This window comes from Bacillus sp. AFS041924 (assembly GCF_002577195.1).
Classification (GTDB): domain Bacteria; phylum Bacillota; class Bacilli; order Bacillales; family Bacillaceae_G; genus Gottfriedia.
Map to the genome: position 1 here is coordinate 1 of NZ_NULG01000023.1, position 18,676 is coordinate 18,676.

The 18,676-nt window shown below is 34.4% G+C and carries 18 protein-coding genes, 1 tRNA gene, 1 other RNA gene and 1 other annotated feature; of the genes, 13 read left to right on the forward strand and 7 right to left on the reverse strand.

All coding sequences use genetic code 11. The annotated features are described in order from the left end of the window. Nucleotides 1–22: 22 nt before the first annotated feature. A complete protein-coding gene (locus COC46_RS08280) occupies nt 23–982 on the reverse strand; it encodes a YaaC family protein (RefSeq protein ID WP_098809268.1) in 960 nt (319 codons plus the stop codon). Nucleotides 983–1,098: 116 nt separating this feature from the next. On the opposite strand from COC46_RS08280, the gene guaB reads away from it, so the two are divergent. From guaB to serS, 5 genes are all read left to right on the forward strand, one after another. Further along, complete coding sequence (gene guaB / locus COC46_RS08285) at nt 1,099–2,562, forward strand: IMP dehydrogenase (protein WP_098809269.1); 1,464 nt, start codon at nt 1,099–1,101, stop codon at nt 2,560–2,562. Between the two features lie 112 nt (nt 2,563–2,674). Beyond that, nucleotides 2,675–4,003: a D-alanyl-D-alanine carboxypeptidase family protein gene (locus COC46_RS08290; RefSeq protein WP_369700035.1), complete on the forward strand. Its 1,329-nt coding sequence runs from the start codon at nt 2,675–2,677 to the stop codon at nt 4,001–4,003. 133 nt (nt 4,004–4,136) lie between these two features. After that, nucleotides 4,137–5,021, forward strand: coding sequence for a pyridoxal 5'-phosphate synthase lyase subunit PdxS (gene pdxS / locus COC46_RS08295; RefSeq protein WP_056471238.1), 885 nt, complete (start codon nt 4,137–4,139; stop codon nt 5,019–5,021). A 9-nt stretch (nt 5,022–5,030) separates the two neighbouring features. Then, entirely contained in the window at nt 5,031–5,621 is a 591-nt protein-coding gene (gene pdxT / locus COC46_RS08300) for a pyridoxal 5'-phosphate synthase glutaminase subunit PdxT (protein ID WP_098809270.1), read from the forward strand. Between the two features lie 50 nt (nt 5,622–5,671). Beyond that, nucleotides 5,672–5,898, forward strand: a binding site (T-box leader). A 65-nt stretch (nt 5,899–5,963) separates the two neighbouring features. Next, nucleotides 5,964–7,238, forward strand: a complete 1,275-nt coding sequence (gene serS / locus COC46_RS08305) for a serine--tRNA ligase (protein WP_098809271.1) — start codon at nt 5,964–5,966, stop codon at nt 7,236–7,238. 52 nt (nt 7,239–7,290) lie between these two features. Here serS and cstA read toward each other — a convergent pair whose 3' ends face one another. The 3 genes from cstA to COC46_RS08320 form a co-directional block, all read right to left on the reverse strand. Beyond that, on the reverse strand, nt 7,291–9,084 hold the full coding sequence (cstA, locus tag COC46_RS08310) for a carbon starvation protein CstA (protein WP_098809272.1): 1,794 nt from the start codon (nt 9,082–9,084) through the stop codon (nt 7,291–7,293). Between the two features lie 130 nt (nt 9,085–9,214). Beyond that, nucleotides 9,215–9,949: a LytR/AlgR family response regulator transcription factor gene (locus COC46_RS08315; protein ID WP_098809273.1), complete on the reverse strand. Its 735-nt coding sequence runs from the start codon at nt 9,947–9,949 to the stop codon at nt 9,215–9,217. Nucleotides 9,950–9,952: 3 nt separating this feature from the next. Further along, nucleotides 9,953–11,704 (reverse strand): sensor histidine kinase, encoded by a 1,752-nt coding sequence (locus COC46_RS08320; RefSeq protein ID WP_098809274.1) that lies wholly within the window; start codon nt 11,702–11,704, stop codon nt 9,953–9,955. Nucleotides 11,705–11,933: 229 nt separating this feature from the next. Here COC46_RS08320 and COC46_RS08325 point away from each other — a divergent pair. Next, nucleotides 11,934–12,026, forward strand: a tRNA-Ser gene (locus COC46_RS08325). 149 nt (nt 12,027–12,175) lie between these two features. Here the strand turns inward: COC46_RS08325 and COC46_RS08330 are convergent. From COC46_RS08330 to COC46_RS08340, 3 genes are all read right to left on the reverse strand, one after another. Continuing rightward, complete coding sequence (locus COC46_RS08330) at nt 12,176–12,850, reverse strand: deoxynucleoside kinase (RefSeq protein WP_098809275.1); 675 nt, start codon at nt 12,848–12,850, stop codon at nt 12,176–12,178. Beyond that, nucleotides 12,847–13,488, reverse strand: coding sequence for a deoxynucleoside kinase (locus COC46_RS08335; RefSeq protein WP_098809276.1), 642 nt, complete (start codon nt 13,486–13,488; stop codon nt 12,847–12,849). The genes COC46_RS08330 and COC46_RS08335 overlap by 4 nt, the downstream gene beginning before the upstream one ends. A gap of 105 nt (nt 13,489–13,593) precedes the next feature. Beyond that, the gene (locus COC46_RS08340) at nt 13,594–14,187 is read right to left on the reverse strand and encodes a cysteine hydrolase family protein (RefSeq protein WP_098809277.1); all 594 of its coding nucleotides are present in this window, start codon (nt 14,185–14,187) and stop codon (nt 13,594–13,596) included. An 82-nt stretch (nt 14,188–14,269) separates the two neighbouring features. Here COC46_RS08340 and tadA point away from each other — a divergent pair, with 82 nt between their 5' ends. The 7 genes from tadA (at nt 14,270) to COC46_RS08375 (ending at nt 18,498) form a co-directional block, all read left to right on the forward strand. Further along, the gene (gene tadA / locus COC46_RS08345) at nt 14,270–14,743 is read left to right on the forward strand and encodes a tRNA adenosine(34) deaminase TadA (protein WP_098809278.1); all 474 of its coding nucleotides are present in this window, start codon (nt 14,270–14,272) and stop codon (nt 14,741–14,743) included. An 83-nt stretch (nt 14,744–14,826) separates the two neighbouring features. Further along, an RNA gene (gene ffs / locus COC46_RS08350) (signal recognition particle sRNA large type) lies at nt 14,827–15,091 on the forward strand. Between the two features lie 121 nt (nt 15,092–15,212). After that, nucleotides 15,213–16,901, forward strand: coding sequence for a DNA polymerase III subunit gamma/tau (gene dnaX, locus COC46_RS08355; protein ID WP_098809279.1), 1,689 nt, complete (start codon nt 15,213–15,215; stop codon nt 16,899–16,901). Between the two features lie 20 nt (nt 16,902–16,921). After that, nucleotides 16,922–17,248 carry a YbaB/EbfC family nucleoid-associated protein gene (locus tag COC46_RS08360; RefSeq protein WP_176545100.1) on the forward strand — a complete coding sequence of 109 codons (327 nt, stop codon included), beginning with the start codon at nt 16,922–16,924 and terminating at the stop codon, nt 17,246–17,248. A 12-nt stretch (nt 17,249–17,260) separates the two neighbouring features. Beyond that, nucleotides 17,261–17,857 (forward strand): recombination mediator RecR, encoded by a 597-nt coding sequence (recR, locus tag COC46_RS08365; protein ID WP_098809280.1) that lies wholly within the window; start codon nt 17,261–17,263, stop codon nt 17,855–17,857. A gap of 23 nt (nt 17,858–17,880) precedes the next feature. Next, a complete protein-coding gene (locus COC46_RS08370; protein ID WP_098809281.1) occupies nt 17,881–18,108 on the forward strand; it encodes a YaaL family protein in 228 nt (75 codons plus the stop codon). Between the two features lie 126 nt (nt 18,109–18,234). Further along, nucleotides 18,235–18,498 (forward strand): pro-sigmaK processing inhibitor BofA family protein, encoded by a 264-nt coding sequence (locus COC46_RS08375; RefSeq protein ID WP_255294851.1) that lies wholly within the window; start codon nt 18,235–18,237, stop codon nt 18,496–18,498. Nucleotides 18,499–18,676 lie beyond the last annotated feature (178 nt).

The following is an 18,676-nucleotide window of genomic DNA, read 5'->3' on the forward strand; positions in this document are numbered from 1 at the left end:
TTTGGCTGATGTTTTTTTGTCGTTATATAGTTAAAAAATGATGAACTAAATAAGGAATTTTTTGCTCGGTAGTTGTTAAAAATTGATGAATTAAAGGATAATCATCAGTAGAATACGTTTGTAAAAGCTCACACCACCAATCGGTTTCATATCGACAAATCATACTTAAATTATAAAGAAGAAGATAATGGTATAAAATTTCAGGTAGTAATAAAAGTGCTTCCTTTTGGGATTTTAAAAAATAACTTTGGTTTGATAAATTAAAATAAAATGGTGCTTTATTTAAAATTTTATCAGGTAAATTTGACTTAATCTTAATTTGCTTTTGATTCTGTTCTACAATTACAATATCTAATGAAGCTTGTTTAGATTGAAGAAATGAAATAAAACGTTCTGAAGTAAAATGATATGAAGATAAAATTTGTTCTGGAACAGTGATCACGTCATTTTCAACTATAATTGGTAGGAATAGATTACCTTTTTTAGTTATTTTAAGAATTTTATTTAATTCAGGTACTGATTGTAAAAGCTGAAGCATTGTAAATTTTTCGCCTTCTAAATTATTGATATTAAATAATACTTTAGAAGCATGAGTAAATAATCCGTTTTTTTGTATCTTGACTTCGTCTTCAATAAACGAGTATCCTACTTTTTTAATTTTTCTTGATGTAACACCATGAGCTAAGATTGCAGTAGTACTCGGATAATCTGGATCTACTGTAAGGATACATGCCTTCAGCAATTGTACTAGTCCGTAAAATAGTAAAGTAGGTTTTACATTGATTTGAGAATTTTGAGCCGCATGAAAATAACTTTTCCCATGCTCAATATAATACAAAAACGGATAAGCATTATGAAAGGCTTTCTTTTTTTGTTCTTTGGAATTAGAACGTTCATATTTTGTTTGAAGATAGTTTTTAGAATATTGTGCAGAGCTAAAATAACATAGCTCATCCCATACATTATTATACGAATATAACATAAGAGAGGGACTCCTTATTAACTGAATATTTAAACATAATTTGACTTCCTTGACAGTGTTTTATCCTATTGTTAATCTACTAATAATATTTATACGTGTAATAGGGGGGCTTTTTTATGTGGGAATCTAAATTCGTAAAAGAAGGACTTACTTTTGATGATGTATTACTAGTTCCAGCGAAATCTGAGGTACTTCCAAATCAAGTTGATGTAAGTGTAAGATTAACTGAAAAGATTCAATTAAATATCCCATTAATCAGTGCAGGGATGGATACAGTTACAGAAGCAGATATGGCTATTGCAATGGCTAGACAAGGTGGTCTTGGTATCATCCACAAAAACATGTCAATTGAAGAGCAAGCCGAACAGGTAGATAAAGTTAAGCGTTCTGAAAGTGGTGTAATTGATGATCCATTCTTTTTAACACCATCTCATAAAGTAGCAGACGCTGAATATTTAATGGGCAAATATCGTATTTCAGGTGTACCAATCGTAAATGATACAGAAAATAGAAAATTAGTAGGTATTTTAACAAATCGTGATTTACGCTTTATTCAAGATTATTCAATTGTTATTTCAGATGTTATGACAAAAGAAAATCTAGTAACTGCTCCTGTTGGAACTACACTTGCAGAAGCAGAAAAAATTCTTCAAAAACATAAAATTGAAAAGCTACCCCTAGTTGATGAAGATGGTACTTTAAAAGGCTTAATTACGATTAAGGACATTGAAAAAGTAATTGAGTTCCCAAACTCAGCGAAAGACCAACAAGGTCGTTTACTTGTAGGTGCAGCAGTAGGAGTAACGAAAGATGCACTACAAAGAGTCGAGTTTTTAGTTAAAGCGAATGTTGACGTAATCGTAATTGATACAGCACACGGTCACTCTAAAGGTGTTATTGATAAAGTAAAAGAAATTAGAAGTAAGTTCCCAGAACTAGCGATAATTGCTGGTAATGTTGCAACAGGTCAAGCAACTAAGGAACTTATTGAAGCTGGCGCGGATATCGTAAAAGTTGGTATTGGCCCTGGTTCTATCTGTACTACTCGAGTTGTTGCTGGAGTAGGCGTTCCTCAACTAACAGCAGTTTATGATTGCGCATCTGTTGCTAGAGAATACGGGGTACCTATAATCGCCGATGGTGGTATTAAGTATTCTGGAGATATCGTAAAAGCTCTTGCAGCTGGTGGACATGTAGTTATGCTAGGAAGTATGTTCGCTGGCGTTCAAGAAAGTCCTGGTGAAACAGAAATCTTCCAAGGTAGACAATTTAAAGTTTACCGTGGTATGGGTTCTGTTGGAGCAATGGAAAGAGGAAGTAAAGATCGTTACTTCCAAGAAGGTAATAAAAAACTAGTTCCTGAAGGTATCGAAGGACGTGTTCCATATAAAGGCCCACTAGCCGATACAGTTCACCAATTAATCGGTGGAATTAGAGCTGGTATGGGTTACTGTGGTACTGCTACACTTAATGAATTAAGAGATAACGCACAGTTTATTCGTATGTCAGGTGCAGGATTACGTGAAAGTCATCCACACGATGTGCATATTACAAAAGAAGCACCAAATTACTCACTATAATAATTTAAGCAATGTAACTAGGGCAATTACAAGAAATTGTAGTTGCCTATTTTTTGGGAAATAATTGTGTTAAAATGAACAAGTGAGAAAAAAGGTTGGAGGTAAGAAAGTGATTGGAAAGAAACTACTAACAAAATTAATAGTAATAGCTTTAGCGATAACGATCATTATCCCAATGAATTTGCGACCAGCTGCAGCAGAGGATGTTTTAGACATTAAAGCTAAAGCTGCGATTTTAGTTGATGCAAATTCAGGGAAAATATTATATGAAAAAAATTCGAAAGCCCCATTACCGATTGCAAGTATGACGAAAATGATGACAGAATATCTTGTTAATGAAGCGATAAAAACTGGCAAAATTTCTTGGGACGAGAAAGTAACAGTCTCTGAATATGCTCATAAAATCTCTCAAAACACAGGATTATCAAATGTACCACTTGAATTAGGTGGACAATATACAGTAAAAGAACTATATGAAGCAGCTGCTATTTATTCAGCAAATGGTGCTACAATCGCACTTGCAGAAAAAATTGGTGGTTCTGAGAAAAATTTCGTCCAATTAATGAACGAAAAAGCAAAGCAACTAGATCTAGGTGACGTTAAATTTGTTAATGCTACTGGTTTAGTAAATAAAGACTTACAAGGTATGCAACCAGAGGGAACTTCCCTTACTGATGAAAATATTTTGTCAGCAAATGGTGTTGCGAAATTAGCTTATTATTTAATTAAGTCATATCCTGAAGTACTTCAAACTTCTTCAATTCCAAAGAAAATATTCCAAGAAGGTGGAAAATATCCAGTGAAAATGGATAATTGGAATTGGATGTTACCAGGTTTAGTATTTCAGTACAAAGGTATGGATGGATTAAAAACAGGTTCTACAGATTCAGCTGGTTTTTGTTTCGCAGGAACTGCTAATAGAGATGGTCAGCGTTACATTACAGTTGTAATGGGGGCAAATTCTTATAACTCAAGATTTACTGAAACAGCTAAATTAATGGATTATGGATTCGGTAACTTCGAAAGTGTTACACTAGTATCAAAAGGTCAAGCAGTAAAAGGTAATAAAACAGTTGAAGTAATTAAGGGTAAAGATAAAGAAGTAAAAGTGGTTGCAAAAGACGATGTTACTTTTGCTATTAAACGTGGCGAGGCTAAAAATTATAAAGCATCGATCCAATTATCAGGTAAGTCAATTGATAAAGATGGTAATATTTTAGCTCCAATTAAAAAAGGAACAAAAGTTGGACAGATTGTAGTTAAATCTTCCAAGAATGATGATTTAGGATTTATCAATACTAATAAACAGTCATTTGATTTAGTGGCTGATAAAAGCGTTGATAAAGCAAATTGGTTAGTTTTATCTTTTAGAGGAATTGGAGCTTTTTTCGGTAACTTATGGGATAGTATCGTAAGTGGAATCGGTGGTTTATTTAAATAATTTTTATATTAATATATCAGTAATTGTTAAGTTGTCATTTTTTCAGTAAAATAAAAGTAAGGTAACTTTAACTAGGGGAAGAGAAATACTAAAAATGTTACCAAGTAAGCTTTAATAATGGAGGGGCATAACAATGAATTTAACAGGAACAGAACGTGTAAAACGCGGCATGGCAGAAATGCAAAAAGGCGGCGTAATTATGGACGTAGTAAATGCTGAACAAGCTAAAATAGCTGAAGCTGCTGGTGCAGTAGCAGTAATGGCATTAGAAAAGGTACCATCTGATATCCGTGCAGCTGGTGGAGTAGCTCGTATGGCTGATACAAGTATTACTGAGGAAATTCTTAATGCTGTTAGTATTCCTGTAATGGCTAAAGCGCGTATTGGACATATCGTTGAAGCTCGTGTTTTAGAAGCAATGGGAGTAGATTACATCGATGAGAGTGAAGTATTATCTCCTGCAGATGATATTTTCCACATTAACAAATCAGATTACACTGTTCCATTCGTTTGTGGTTGCCGTAACTTAGGTGAAGCACTTCGTCGTATTGGAGAAGGTGCATCTATGTTACGTACTAAAGGTGAGCCTGGTACTGGAAACATTGTAGAAGCAGTACGTCACTTACGCCAAATTAATGGTGAAATCCGTAAAGTTGTTGGATTATCTCGTGATGAATTAATGGTTGAAGCTAAAAACCTTGGCGCTCCATTCGAATTATTACTTCAAATTAAAGAACTTGGTCGTTTACCTGTTGTTAACTTTGCAGCTGGTGGAGTAGCAACTCCTGCAGACGCAGCTTTAATGATGGAATTAGGAGCTGACGGAGTATTCGTAGGTTCTGGTATCTTTAAATCAGAAAACCCTGAGAAATTTGCTCGTGCAATTGTACAAGCTACTACTCACTATCAAGATTATGAATTAATCGCTAACCTTTCTAAAAACTTAGGACCTGCTATGAAAGGTATCGACATGAGACAACTTGCTGCTGCTGATCGTATGCAAGACCGTAGCATTTAAGTTGGTGAAATGATGAAAATAGGTGTATTAGCGTTACAAGGTGCAGTTCAAGAACATATAAATGCAATTAAAGCATGTGGTGCTGAAGCTGTTATCGTAAAACGTGTAGAACATATAGATGGACTTGATGGTATTGTATTACCTGGTGGAGAAAGTACTGCGATGCGTAGATTGCTTGATCATATCGGGTTATTACAACCTTTAAAAGAGAAAATCGAAAATGGTTTACCAGCATTCGGTACATGTGCGGGCATGATCTTACTTTCGAAAGAGATTGCAAATGATAACACGGTACATCTAGGTGTTATGGATATGGTAGCTGAACGTAATGCTTTTGGTAGACAAGTGGATAGCTTTGAAGTAAACATCCCAATTAAAGGCGTATGTGAAGATTACCCAGCTGTATTTATCAGAGCACCTTTTATTCGTTCAGTATCAGGGGATGCAGAGGTTATTGCAGAGCATGATGGTAATATTGTGGCAGTTAGACAAAACCACATGTTAGCAGCATCTTTCCATCCAGAATTAACGACCGATTACCGTTTTATGAGTTACTTTGTTGAGATGGTTAAGGAAAAAAATGCAAATTTAAGTATGTAACTATTGAAAAAAGTAAAAGCTTATAGTAAATTATTATATAATTTAAATTGTCTAAAGCGATGAAAGAAAATAGTAGCAAGTTCTAAATTTTTAGAGAGTCGGTGGTTGGTGTAAACCGATAATGAAGACTTGTGAATCCATTCTTGAGCGAGTTACGGAATGCTTTAATAGCTAGTAAGTAACTCCGGTACTATAGTCCGTTAACTATACTAAGGTGGAAGGATTATTTATTAATTCTTCAATTAGGGTGGCAACGCGGGTAGCTCTCGTCCCTTTTATGGGATGAGGGCTTTTTTGTATTTATTTTTATCCTTTAGACAAAAAGAATAGGAGGAATGAAATATGTTAGATATTAAATTGTTACGTAGCAATTTTGAAGAGGTTAAAGCAAAGCTTCAGTTACGTGGTGGAGACATAAGTTATATCGAGAAAATTGAAGATTTAGATTTAAACCGTAGAGAATTACTTGTTCAGGTTGAAGGATTAAAAAGCCGACGTAATGAAGTTAGCCAAGAAATTAGTGTACTAAAACGTGAGAAAAAAGACGCTGAGGCACTAATTGTCGAAATGAGAGAAGTAGGGGACAAAATTAAAGCTCTTGATGAAGAGATTAGAACATTAGAAGAGCAATTAGATGCAATTCTATTTACGATTCCAAACTTAGTTAGTGATTCAGTGCCTGTTGGATTAACAGAGGACGATAATGTTGAAATTCGTAGAATAGGTGAAGTTCGTAAATTTGATTTCGAGCCAAAGGCGCACTGGGATTTAGGTGTTGATTTAGATATTTTAGATTTCGAACGTGGAGCTAAAGTTACTGGTAGCCGTTTTACTTTTTATAAAGGCTTAGGAGCTAGACTTGAACGTGCTCTTATCAGTTTCATGTTAGATCTTCATACTGAAGAGCATGGTTATACAGAAGTATTACCTCCAAACCTTGTAAATCGTGCTAGTATGATCGGTACAGGACAATTACCAAAATTTGAAGAAGACGCATTCCGTATTGAAAAAGAGGATTTCTTCTTAGTACCAACAGCAGAGGTTCCTGTTACGAACTATCACCGTGATGAGATTCTTGATGGTACTCAATTACCGATTGCTTATACTGCATATAGTGCTTGTTTCCGCTCTGAAGCAGGTTCTGCTGGTCGTGATACAAGAGGTCTAATTCGTCAGCACCAATTTAATAAAGTCGAACTAGTACGTTTTGTAAAGCCTGAAGATTCTTATATTGAATTAGAAAAATTAACAGCTCAAGCTGAAAAAGTTCTTCAATTATTAGAATTACCATATCGTGTAATTACATTATGTGCTGGAGATATCGGATTTTCTTCTGCAAAAACATATGATATTGAAGTTTGGTTACCAAGCTATGATGCATACAAAGAAATTTCTTCTTGCAGTAATTTTGAGGCATTCCAAGCAAGACGAGCTAATATTCGCTTCCGACGTGATCCAAAAGGAAAACCAGAATTTGTTCATACATTAAATGGTTCTGGTCTTGCAATTGGACGTACAGTTTCTGCAATTTTAGAAAACTACCAACAAGCAGATGGATCAGTTATTATTCCTGAAGTTCTTCGTCCATATATGGGTGGAAAAGAAGTAATTAAATAATTAAAAAAGCAGATGGTGCAAGAACTAGTTTTCAGGCACATCTGCTTTTTATTTAAACGGCTTTTGTATTAATTTCATAATCAGGAGTGTTCCACAATTCCATCCATTTTTTAATAGCAGAAATTAAAATTATGACACCTAAGATAAGCATAATAATCGATAAAACTCCATTTAGTACACTATAACCAGCTGCGTCATGATTTAGATAAACATTTTTAATCATCCAGTACCCTGCGTAATTTACAGTGATAAATAGATAAGCTAGAGGAATCAAACACGTAAGCATATACCACCGTTTATCAGCGATTTTTAAGAGTACGGTTGCGCCAATAATTAATCCTATTGAAGCCATTAATTGATTAGATACCCCAAATAAGGCCCAAATTGATCCGATATCTCCTGAAAATAAAAGGTATCCCCACATAAAGCATGCTAACGCACTAGCAAAAATTGAACCCGGTATCCAATCCGTTTTCTTCAATGGTTTATAATATTCTCCAAAGAAATCTTGAATCAAATATCGTGCCACTCGAGTTCCAGCATCAATTGCGGTTAATATAAATACAGCCTCAAACATAATAACGAACTGAAAGAAATAAGAAGCTAGATGGCTAAACCAAGGGATTGATGTGAATATGTATGTCATACCAACTGCTAATGTTACAGCCCCACCAGTCCGTCCTTCTAAATTCAACCCGATTTCCTTACTAAGTTCAGGTAAATGAACAACATTCATTCCTAAAGTTTTAAAGACTTCCGGAGTAGAGTTAATCGCAAAATAATCTGCTGGTTGAAGTGCAGTAGCAGCGATTAAAGCCATAATGCCTACTAAACATTCGACTAACATTGCACCAAAGCCTACCACCTTTATATCGCTCCATCGATTTAGCATTTTTGGTGTTGTACCAGACCCCACAAATGCATGGAATCCTGAAATAGCTCCGCATGCGATTGTAATCGAAATAAAAGGCCAAACTGGACCAGCTAAAATTGGTCCACCACCGTTAACAAATTTAGTTACAGTTGGGAAATGAATAGAGGGATTAATAATGAATACACCTATAATTAGTGCGATAAATACACCAATTTTCATAAAACTACTTAAGTAATCACGTGGTGCTAATAAAAGCCAAACTGGTAGAGCAGCGGCAAAAAACGCATAAATTGGTAGAATAATAGCTAATGTTCTCGTATCAAATGTTAAAAAATCACCTATAGCAGTTTCTTGAATCGTTGGTCCCATAAAGACCCCAATCATTAATAAAATAAAGCCAATGGTTGAAGCTAATTTTAAATTACCAGTTTTTTTATAAAATAGTCCTACACCCATAGCGATTGGTATTGTGATGCCTACCGCAAAAGTTCCCCATGGGTTGTTTTCAAGTGCATGTAGAACAACCATTGAAAGTCCAGCCATTGTAATCGTAATAATGAAAAGCATAGCCAATCCTGTACAGAAGCCTGCAACTGGCCCAAGTTCTTCTTTTGCTACTTCCGATAGAGTCTTTCCTTTCTTTCTCATTGAAGCATATAAAACCACTGCATCATGTACAGCTCCTCCAATTACAGCACCTATTAATAGCCATAATAATCCTGGAAGGTAGCCAAATTGAGCGGCTAAAATTGGACCAACTAAAGGACCAGCCGCTGCGATTGCAGCAAAATGGTGACCAAATGATACCCATTTATTAGTAGGAACATAATCCTTACCATCATTTAACTCATGTGCTGGAGTTGGTTTGGAATCATCTAATTTAAGTACCTTCACAGCCATAAATGTACCGTATAAACGATACGCAATCATTAAAATACACATAGAAGCAATAACAATTGTAACCGCATTCATTTTATTTATTAGCCTCCCCATTTTCTTTTTTTAATTAATTTTACTTTATGAAAATCAAAACTTCTGATTTTCATTATAAGTTGCAATAAAAGGAGGTTGAAAAGCATGAATGGGTAAATGAAATACAAGCTTATAAATCAAATAGTTGTTTAAGTTCCTTTATATATGTGCGACTAACTGGTACTTTTTCACCATCACTCATAATTAAATTGTATGTAGAGTTAAACCAGGGCTGAATTTCAATGATCTTATCCAAATTTACAATATAACTCCGGTGGATGCGGATAAATGATGTGTTTTTTAGCTTTCGTTCTAAGTTTATTAAAGGTTCGTTTAACCGATAAGTCATTTTATCAGTAACAACACTTGTTTTACCGTCCTGTGTAAAAATATAAATAACTTCTTCGAATGTAATTAAAAGAATTCTCTCATCAACTGATATAGCTAATTTGTCTTGCTTTAATAGTGGGGAATTCTTTTTCACTTCAGGTTTAATGGTTTTCAAACTAAGTTTTGTTAACTTTTCAACTGTCTTTTGAATTCTTATTTCATCAAATGGCTTTAAAATGTAATCAATCGCGTACAATTCGAAGGCGTTTAAAGCGTACTCGTCAAAAGCTGTTGCAAACACGATAGCAGGTTGATGGCTAAAATCCTGTAGTTTTTGTGCTAATTCTAGTCCACTTTCATCCGCTAACTGAATATCTAAAAATACTACGTCAACTTCTTTCGTTTGAATGAATTCCAACGTACTATTAATTGAATCCGCCTCACCAATAATTTGAACTGCCTTGCTTCTTTTTAGTAAATAAGCTAGTTCATCTCGCGCTAGTGGTTCATCATCTACAATTAGTGCCTTTAACATTCTTTACCCCTCCATTCTTTCTTGATTTAATGGGATTCGTATAGATACTTTCGTTCCTATATTAAGTTCTGATTGTATTTGAAAATATTCTTTATCCCCATAAATTTCTTCAATTCGTTTTTTTATATTCCATAATGCGGTTCCAGTTCCTTCTTTAGATTGTATAGTTTCGTTTCCAATTGTACTTATTAGATGTGTCGGTATCCCCTTGCCGTTATCTTCAGTGATGAGAATCATATCATTGTTGAATTCGTATGCTTGTACAATTACACTTAATTTATTTTCCTTCGAAAATGCATGTCGAATAGAATTTTCAATAAGTGGTTGAAGTGTGAATGGAGGAATTTGAACCATTTTTAAATGAGGTTCTATTTGAAACTCTACAGAAAATTTATTAGGAAACCTAGTTTGCTCAAGGGTTAAATATGCTTCTACATGCTCTAGCTCTTTTTCTAAAGTAACTAGGGTTTGCCTGGATCCTTGCAAGTTATTTCGAAAAAAGGTACTTAAATGAATTAGTAATTTTCTAGCTTGATTGGCATCCGTTCTAATTAGGCTGGAAATTGTGTTTAAAGAGTTAAACAAGAAGTGGGGATGCACTTGAGCTTGTAATGCTTTTATTTCAGCATCCTTTACTAATTTTCGCTGAAGTTCTGCTTCAGCTAATTCTAGTTGAGTAGAAAAAAGTTTAGATAATCCGTTAGCTAGTTCTTTTTCAACTTTCCCTAACTTACTAGCATCCGTGTAATATAACTTTAATGATCCAACCGTTTTATTTAAGGCCTTTAATGGCAGAACGATAGCTGCATTTAAAGGACAATCACGATGACAGCACTGAATCTCATCTTTTGAAGTAGCAGTAATTATATTTCCCTCTTCTAATGCCTTTTTAGTTAGTTTCGTTGCTAAGCTATTCATTGGTTCATGATGATCTGCTCCCGCACCGACATGAGCAAGTACTCTTTGATGATCGGTAATCGAAATGGCATCAGCTTCAGTTAACTTAAAAATAATTCTAGCTGCTTCACTACTAGAATGTGGAGTTAGCCCTTGTCTAAAAAATGGTAGTGTTTGTTGTGCAATATAAAGAGCTTTATTTGTTTGTAGAGCCCTCGTTTTTTCTTCTTCTTGTAAAATATTCTGGATTATTAATATAAAGATAAGTGTACCTAATCCATTTATTAGAATCATTGGCAATGCAATTACTTCGACAAGATGAAGAGCTGCACTGAATGGTTTTGCAATTAATAGAATGATTCCCATTTGAGCACATTCCATAAAAATTCCGATTGAAACGATACTCCAAAGGGATGTGTTCTTTTGGATCCCGAACCGTTTTCTAAGTAATCCTGTGACAATTCCTGCAACGATTGTAGAAACGGCACAGGCATAAGCAGTAAAACCTCCTAATGTTAGGCGATGTAAACCTGCAATTAAGCCGACACCGAGTCCAACGATTGGACCTCCAATTAGTCCACCAATCGCTACCCCCATAATTCTTGTATTTGCAATTGCGTTATTATTAGCAACGTTAAAGTGCCACGATGGAGACATAATTGACTCATGATAAATATGAACACCCGTGTAGTTACTAATTATGCCAAAGGCTCCAAATATAAAAGTTAAGATCATTTTTGCACTAAAGGAATGCTCATTTTGAATGATTTGTCGAAATGATTTCATTCTTGAAAGTAAGAAGGCCAATATAACAAGAATACCAACACGTTCCAACATTAGTGGTATAAGTTCAAACATTTCTCTCTCCTTAAAAGTTTCTAATGAATATAAATAGTAGTACCATTATAAATACAAATGAATTTTCTGTATATTTTTTCTACTTAATTAAAGTGCATATTTTAGCAATGGTATGACCATAATATCGATTGTAAAAAGGTTACTTTTACTTTTTTTAAAAAAATAATTTTTTTTAGAAGAATACTTGACCATCTATTTTTCATATGTTATTATAAATCTTGTCAATAACGGAGTAATACCCAAGTCTGGCTGAAGGGATCGGTCTTGAAAACCGACAGGGGTGTAACAGCCCGCGGGGGTTCGAATCCCTCTTACTCCTCCATTTTTATAATTAAAAGAGTGCATATATATTAAAACTCGTTACATTTATGTAACGAGTTTTTTGTTTGTTTAGCTAAATGAAATTAATTGAATGTCTATTTAAAAAAGCTACGAACCTTTAAAGTTCGTAGCTTTTTGTTTATCGCTGTATTATCTAGATTTCATATATTTTTGTGAATGGTTTAGTACGTTTCCAATCTTTTTAACGATTTCTTCTACTGAAGATTCGTTTTTTATTAAATCGTACTCACTAATACTTAAACGAAGTACAGGGCAAGCATTAAAGTTATTAATCCAGTTTTCATAACGTGAATTCATTTCTTTCCAATATTCGACTGGAGTTTGTTGCTCCATTGGACGACCACGCTCTTTAATTCGCTCAACGACTTCATCGAAAGTACCTTCTAAGTAAATTAATAAATCAGGAGCTGGGAAATAAGGAGACATAACCATAGCATCAAAAAGACTAGTATATGTTTCATAGTCTACTTCACTCATTGTGCCTTTTTCGTAATGCATTTTCGCAAAGATTCCAGTATCTTCATAGATTGAACGGTCTTGAATAAATCCACCGCCATATTCAAACATTCTCTTTTGTTCTTTGAATCGCTCTGCTAAGAAGTATATTTGTAAATGAAAGCTCCAACGAGCAAAATCTTGATAAAATTTATCTAGGTATGGGTTTGTATCTACTTTTTCAAATGATGTACGAAAGTTTAATGCATCTGCTAGTGCATTGGTCATAGTAGATTTTCCTACACCTACTGTCCCGGCAATTGTAATCACCGCATCATTTCGTATTCCATATTTTTCGCGTAAATTCATATACTTCTTAGCTCCTTTTGTAAGGTGTTTTCTAACGAATCAAGTATCATCGTTAAATCTCTAGGATTATTAACAAAGTCTATTTGATCCCCATCAAATTTTAATACTGGAATTTCAGGGTGGTTAGCTTGAAATTCTTTTATGTGTGTCTCATAATCTTCAATTAATTGAAGTAAGTACTGATCCTCGATCAATTGTTCGAATTCTCTACCACGTAATTGGATACGCTTTTGTAGAGTCTCAAGACTTGCCGTTAAGTAGATAACCACATTAGGCTTTGGCATATCTTCTGTTAAAATTTGATATATTTTTAAATATTTGTGATGCTGCTTGTCTTTTAATGTTCTGCTAGCAAATATTAGATTTTTAAGGATGTGGTAGTCTGCAACTACTGGAATCGATTTTTTAAGAAACATTCGATCTATATCTTCTAATTGTTTAAATCGATTACATAGGAAAAACATTTCGGTTTGGAAACTCCATTCTTCAATGTCCGTATAAAACTTACCCAAAAAAGGATTTTCATCAACAATTTCTTTTAATAGTTCATAATGAAAATGTTCAGAGATCGCTTTGGATAGAGATGTTTTTCCGACACCTATTGGTCCTTCTACTGTTATAAAAGGTACATGTATCATCTCTTGTCCTCCTTACTAGTCAAATTCCGTATCATAATCAAAAACATACAGAAACTATTTTAACATACTGTAGTCAGAGGGAATACAATTTTAAAAAATTTCCAATTACCTACAATTGTCGTTAAGTAAACGATCGATTATTTTCTCAATCTCATGAGTGTGAATAACTATAGCATTTAAAATGTCCTTCATCATATAAACTGCAACCTTCTCGTCGTAATCAGTAACCGAGGAAATTGCATCCTGAGGTATAATTAAGTTATAATCCCGCATAAACGCATCATTCGCAGTGAAAAGTACACAACGATTTCCAGCAACACCAACAATGACTAAATGGGTAATTTTTAATTTTTTAAGCAAGTCATCAAGATTCGTTAAATAAAAGCCGGAGTAGTTAGGTTTAAAAATAAAGTAATCTTCATCGCAAGGTTGTATTTGTTTTATTAACTCGTAGCTTAATGGATTAAGACAATGATTAATCAGTTTTTCGGGAGTAGGATTTTCTATTTTGTAATGATCATTAACATATATAGTAGGAAGTTTTTTATTTTTAAAAAGATCTCTTAAGTAATTTATTTTAGAAATCATATGGATCGATTTTTCTGCAAGTACTTTTCCGTGCTTAAAAGTAAATGAGTTGATTAAATCGACAATTAATAATGCGGGCAACTGCTTATTTTGTTGATTTGAAGAATTCAATCGACTTCACTCCAATCTATGTTTAGTTTATCTACTCATAAAAAGAATATTTGTTTGTTAAAGAAATAAAGAGGTGTAAAAGTTGAATAAAGATGAGTTTTATATGAAATTGGCAATAGAAGAAGCATTAAAAGCGGAGCAAATAGGAGAAGTACCTATTGGTGCAGTATTAGTTCACAATGATCAAGTTATTGCACGAGGTTATAATTTGCGTGAAACAAAACAAATGGCTTTAGGTCATGCGGAAATAAGTGTAATAGAAGAAGCCTGTAAAGTAATTGGATCTTGGCGATTAGAGGAAACAACCCTATATGTAACACTGGAGCCATGTCCGATGTGCGCAGGTGCAATCATTCAATCAAGAATACCAAGAGTAATATATGGTGCAAAAGATTTTAAGGCAGGTTGCGGTGGTTCCATCTACAACCTATTACAAGAAGAGCGGTTTAACCATCGATGCGAAGTTATTCCAGGTATATTGGAAGAAGAATGTGGTAATTTGTTAACGAATTTCTTTAGAGAATTACGTTTAAGAAAGAAAAATTTACCTTCATGAGGACAAGGATTGATTTTTTATTTAGGTTCGTATATACTTTAACTACCGCTTCAATCAGCGGTTAAAATTAGGTTTTAACTTTGCCGTGCTAGGTGGGGAGGTAGCGGTGCCCTGTACTCGCAATCCGCTCTAGCGAGACTGAATTCCACTCCGAGGTGTATCTATTTCAGGGTCTGCCTTAAATAAGTGGTGTTGACGTCTGGGTCCTACGCAACGAGAACTCACGAACCTTGTCAGGTCCGGAAGGAAGCAGCAATAAGTGAGCCATCTCGTGTGCCGTAGGGGTGCCTGGGCCGAGCTAACTGTTTAAGTAACGCCTGGGGTAGTGCATCGAAGAGTGGTGCACGGCAGTAACTTTATAAAAACTCACTCAATTATGAGTGAGTTTTTTTGTTTTCTTTAAAATATTTTCCAAGAAATCATTCCATGGGGTATAATAATGATGACTTTGTAAGAAGGAGGAAACCAATTGACTTATCAAGCATTATATCGTTTGTGGAGGCCACAGCAATTTAAAGATGTTGTGGGTCAAGATCATATTATACGAACGTTACAAAATTCCCTTCTTCAGCAAAAAGTATCGCATGCTTATTTGTTTACAGGTCCGCGTGGAACAGGTAAAACAAGTACAGCAAAAATCTTTGCAAAAGCTTTAAATTGTGAGCACGCACCTACTAATGAACCTTGTAATGAATGTGCCATATGTAAAGGAATTACGGATGGATCAATTTCAGATGTAATTGAGATCGATGCTGCATCGAATAATGGTGTAGATGAAATACGTGATATTCGAGAAAAAGTAAAATATGCTCCTTCTGTAGGTAAATTTAAAGTGTACATAATAGATGAGGTCCATATGTTATCGATAGGGGCTTTCAACGCATTATTAAAAACGTTAGAGGAGCCTCCAAGTCACGTTATCTTTATATTGGCTACAACTGAACCACATAAAATACCTTTAACAATTCTATCAAGATGTCAACGTTTTGATTTTCATAAGATAAGTGCTCAAACTATTTCAGATCGATTAACTGTAGTACTGAATCATCAGGAAACATCGATTGAAACGGAAGCTTTGATGATGTTATCTCGTGCAGCTGAAGGTGGAATGAGGGATGCGTTAAGCATTCTTGATCAAGCCATTTCATATAGTGATGACTCGATTTCATTAGATGACGTTTTAGCCGTAACTGGTACGGTAGCGCAAGAACGTTTAATATCCGTTGTTTCAGCAATAATAGAAGGTAATGTATCAGTTTGTTTGACCAATATCGAAGAATTATTAAACCAAGGTAAAGATCCAGTCCGATTTATAGAAGATTTAACAGTTTATTATCGAGATATTCTATTATATAGGCACTCACCAAGTACCGTTGAATTGCTTGAGAGAGCAACAGTTAGTGAACAATTTAAAGAACTATGTGATGCATACAATGATGAGTTAGTTTATCAGATTATCGCTTCGCTTAGTAAAAGTCAGCAAGAAATGAAATGGACTAATCATCCGAGAGTTTTACTTGAGGTTGCGATTGTTCAGCTATGTCAAAAATCTTCTGTGAGTAATGTAGGAAAAAAACAAGACGAGCTGACACCATTAATTAATAAAATTAATGCACTTGAAAAAGAGGTCAAATACTTAAAGGAAAATGGAGTGACAGTTAGTGGGACAAATGAGTCCACTTTTAGTACTAAACCAAAATCCACTTCATCTCGTTCAAAAATACCAAGCAGTGTCATACAAGGTGTTCTAAGAGCGGCTTCTAAACCGGAAAAAAATAAGGTTTTAGCAGTTTGGACATCACTTCAAGATCAATTAAGACAACAAAATAAAGTTTCTACTGCCACATTAGTATCGTATGGTGAAGTTGTGGCTGCTTCAGCTGAACAGTGTATTGTTGCTTTTAAATCAGAGACAATTTGTGATTTAATCAATAATAATGGAGAGCAAGAGCATTTAACGACTATCAATCAAACTTTATCAAATTTATTAGGTGTAGAAATGAGCATGTTAGCAATTCCCGAAGAAGATTGGAGATCGACTAGGGATTCATTTTTAAATACAACAAAACAAAAAGAGACTTCAGAAGCTGAGGTTGCACCAATTGTACAAGAGGCAATTAATCTTGTTGGTGAAGATTTAGTCATTATCAAAGAATAACTATATTGGAGGAAATGAAAATGATGCGTGGCGGAATGGGCAATATGAATAATATGATGAAACAAATGCAAAAAATGCAAAAACAAATGGAGCAAGCTCAAAATGAATTAAACGAGCGTACATTTGTTGGTACAGCTGGCGGTGGAATGGTAACTGTAACAGCTAATGGATTAAAACAAATCGTAGAAGTTAATATTAAGGAAGAGGTTGTAGATCCAGAAGATATCGAGATGCTACAAGATTTAGTTTTAACTGCAACTAACGATGCAATCAAGCAAATTGAAGATGAAACAGCGAAAACAATGGGGCAATTTACTAAAGGAATGAATATTCCAGGATTATTTTAGGGGATAAGACAGATGCATTACCCTGAACCGATATCCAAACTAATAGATAGTTTCATGAAGTTGCCAGGGATTGGTCCCAAGACAGCCGTACGACTGGCATTTTTTATGCTAGACATGAAGCAAGATGACGTATTAGATTTCGCGAAATCTATGATTGATGCAAAAAGAAAATTACTTTACTGTTCTGAATGTGGTCATATAACTGACCATGACCCTTGTTACATATGCGGTGATCAGCATAGAGATCGCTCTACAATTTGTGTAGTTCAAGATACAAAAGATGTTATTGCCATGGAAAAGATGAGAGAATATCAAGGTTTATACCATGTACTTCATGGAGCAATTTCTCCTATGGAGGGAGTAGGACCAGAAGATATTAAGATTATGGAATTACTAAGCAGATTAAAAGATGATGTAGTTCAAGAAATTATTTTAGCTACTAACCCGAATATTGAGGGGGAAGCAACTGCTATGTATATTTCTAGGCTATTAAAATCTACGGGTATAAAAATTACTCGAATTGCACATGGTCTACCTGTAGGTGGAGATTTGGAATATGCAGATGAAGTTACACTCTCAAAGGCTCTTGAAGGTAGAAGAGAACTTTAGAAATTGATTAATGGAGCGAGACCATGGGGTTTTTTCGAAAAAAAGGAAAGCTTCGTAAAGAATTTGATGAGAAATTAGTTGATAAACTACATGACTATAAAGATATATACTTAAGTCAGGTAGAATTAATGGAAAGAAGTGTGGATCCCCCAGAGGATTTGCGAATTCATGTTAAGCTTTATCAAGCTAAATATTTCTTCTTATTAAAAGAAGCTAAGGCTAGAAATGTATTGATAACAAGAATGAAGTAGTTAAAAGAGTTTATTGTTTAGACAATAGACTCTTTTTTTACGGATGTTTTTAGTCATTGAATAGATACTCGTCTCATACAATTATATTAAAAGGTGTACAAGTTATATGAGGGGAGATTTTTTGTGATGAATAGTATTATTACGATTTCAGTTGTATTGTTTGTGATCTTATTTTTAATGTTAGTGGGATTACCAGTTAAAGCTATAAAAAGGATTAGCAAGTATGTACTAAGAGGAATTGTCTGTGTCATGATCGTGTTTATCTTAAACTACGCTTTAGCTTCTAATAGTTTTCATATTCCTATTAATGCTGTTACTTGCGCGTTTTTAAGTATAGTGGGTGTTCCTGGTATTGTGGCGTTAAGTGTGATTGGCATTTACTTAGTATAAAAAAATAAAAAAAATTAAAAAAGCTATTGACCATTTTTCAAGGGGATGTTATATTTATATACGTCGCTGATGGCGATAACGAAACAATAAAAAACAGATAAAAAATTATTGACAGATTTTGTCGATAATGATAAACTGATTAAGTTGTTAAAAAAATAAGATGATCTTTGAAAACTAA

What these genes read in the sequence shown, in the direction of transcription:
- COC46_RS08315 (WP_098809273.1), bottom strand. Translation starts at nt 9,949, where the DNA reads ATGTTAAAGGCACTAATTGTAGATGATGAACCACTAGCGCGAGATGAA.
- COC46_RS08370 (WP_098809281.1), top strand. Translation starts at nt 17,881, where the DNA reads ATGGGGTTTTTTCGAAAAAAAGGAAAGCTTCGTAAAGAATTTGATGAG.
- recR (WP_098809280.1), top strand. Translation starts at nt 17,261, where the DNA reads ATGCATTACCCTGAACCGATATCCAAACTAATAGATAGTTTCATGAAG.
- pdxT (WP_098809270.1), top strand. Translation starts at nt 5,031, where the DNA reads ATGATGAAAATAGGTGTATTAGCGTTACAAGGTGCAGTTCAAGAACAT.
- cstA (WP_098809272.1), bottom strand. Translation starts at nt 9,084, where the DNA reads ATGAATGCGGTTACAATTGTTATTGCTTCTATGTGTATTTTAATGATT.
- guaB (WP_098809269.1), top strand. Translation starts at nt 1,099, where the DNA reads ATGTGGGAATCTAAATTCGTAAAAGAAGGACTTACTTTTGATGATGTA.
- serS (WP_098809271.1), top strand. Translation starts at nt 5,964, where the DNA reads ATGTTAGATATTAAATTGTTACGTAGCAATTTTGAAGAGGTTAAAGCA.
- COC46_RS08360 (WP_176545100.1), top strand. Translation starts at nt 16,922, where the DNA reads ATGATGCGTGGCGGAATGGGCAATATGAATAATATGATGAAACAAATG.
- COC46_RS08375 (WP_255294851.1), top strand. Translation starts at nt 18,235, where the DNA reads ATGAATAGTATTATTACGATTTCAGTTGTATTGTTTGTGATCTTATTT.
- pdxS (WP_056471238.1), top strand. Translation starts at nt 4,137, where the DNA reads ATGAATTTAACAGGAACAGAACGTGTAAAACGCGGCATGGCAGAAATG.
- COC46_RS08280 (WP_098809268.1), bottom strand. Translation starts at nt 982, where the DNA reads ATGTTATATTCGTATAATAATGTATGGGATGAGCTATGTTATTTTAGC.
- COC46_RS08320 (WP_098809274.1), bottom strand. Translation starts at nt 11,704, where the DNA reads ATGTTTGAACTTATACCACTAATGTTGGAACGTGTTGGTATTCTTGTT.
- COC46_RS08335 (WP_098809276.1), bottom strand. Translation starts at nt 13,488, where the DNA reads ATGATACATGTACCTTTTATAACAGTAGAAGGACCAATAGGTGTCGGA.
- COC46_RS08330 (WP_098809275.1), bottom strand. Translation starts at nt 12,850, where the DNA reads ATGAATTTACGCGAAAAATATGGAATACGAAATGATGCGGTGATTACA.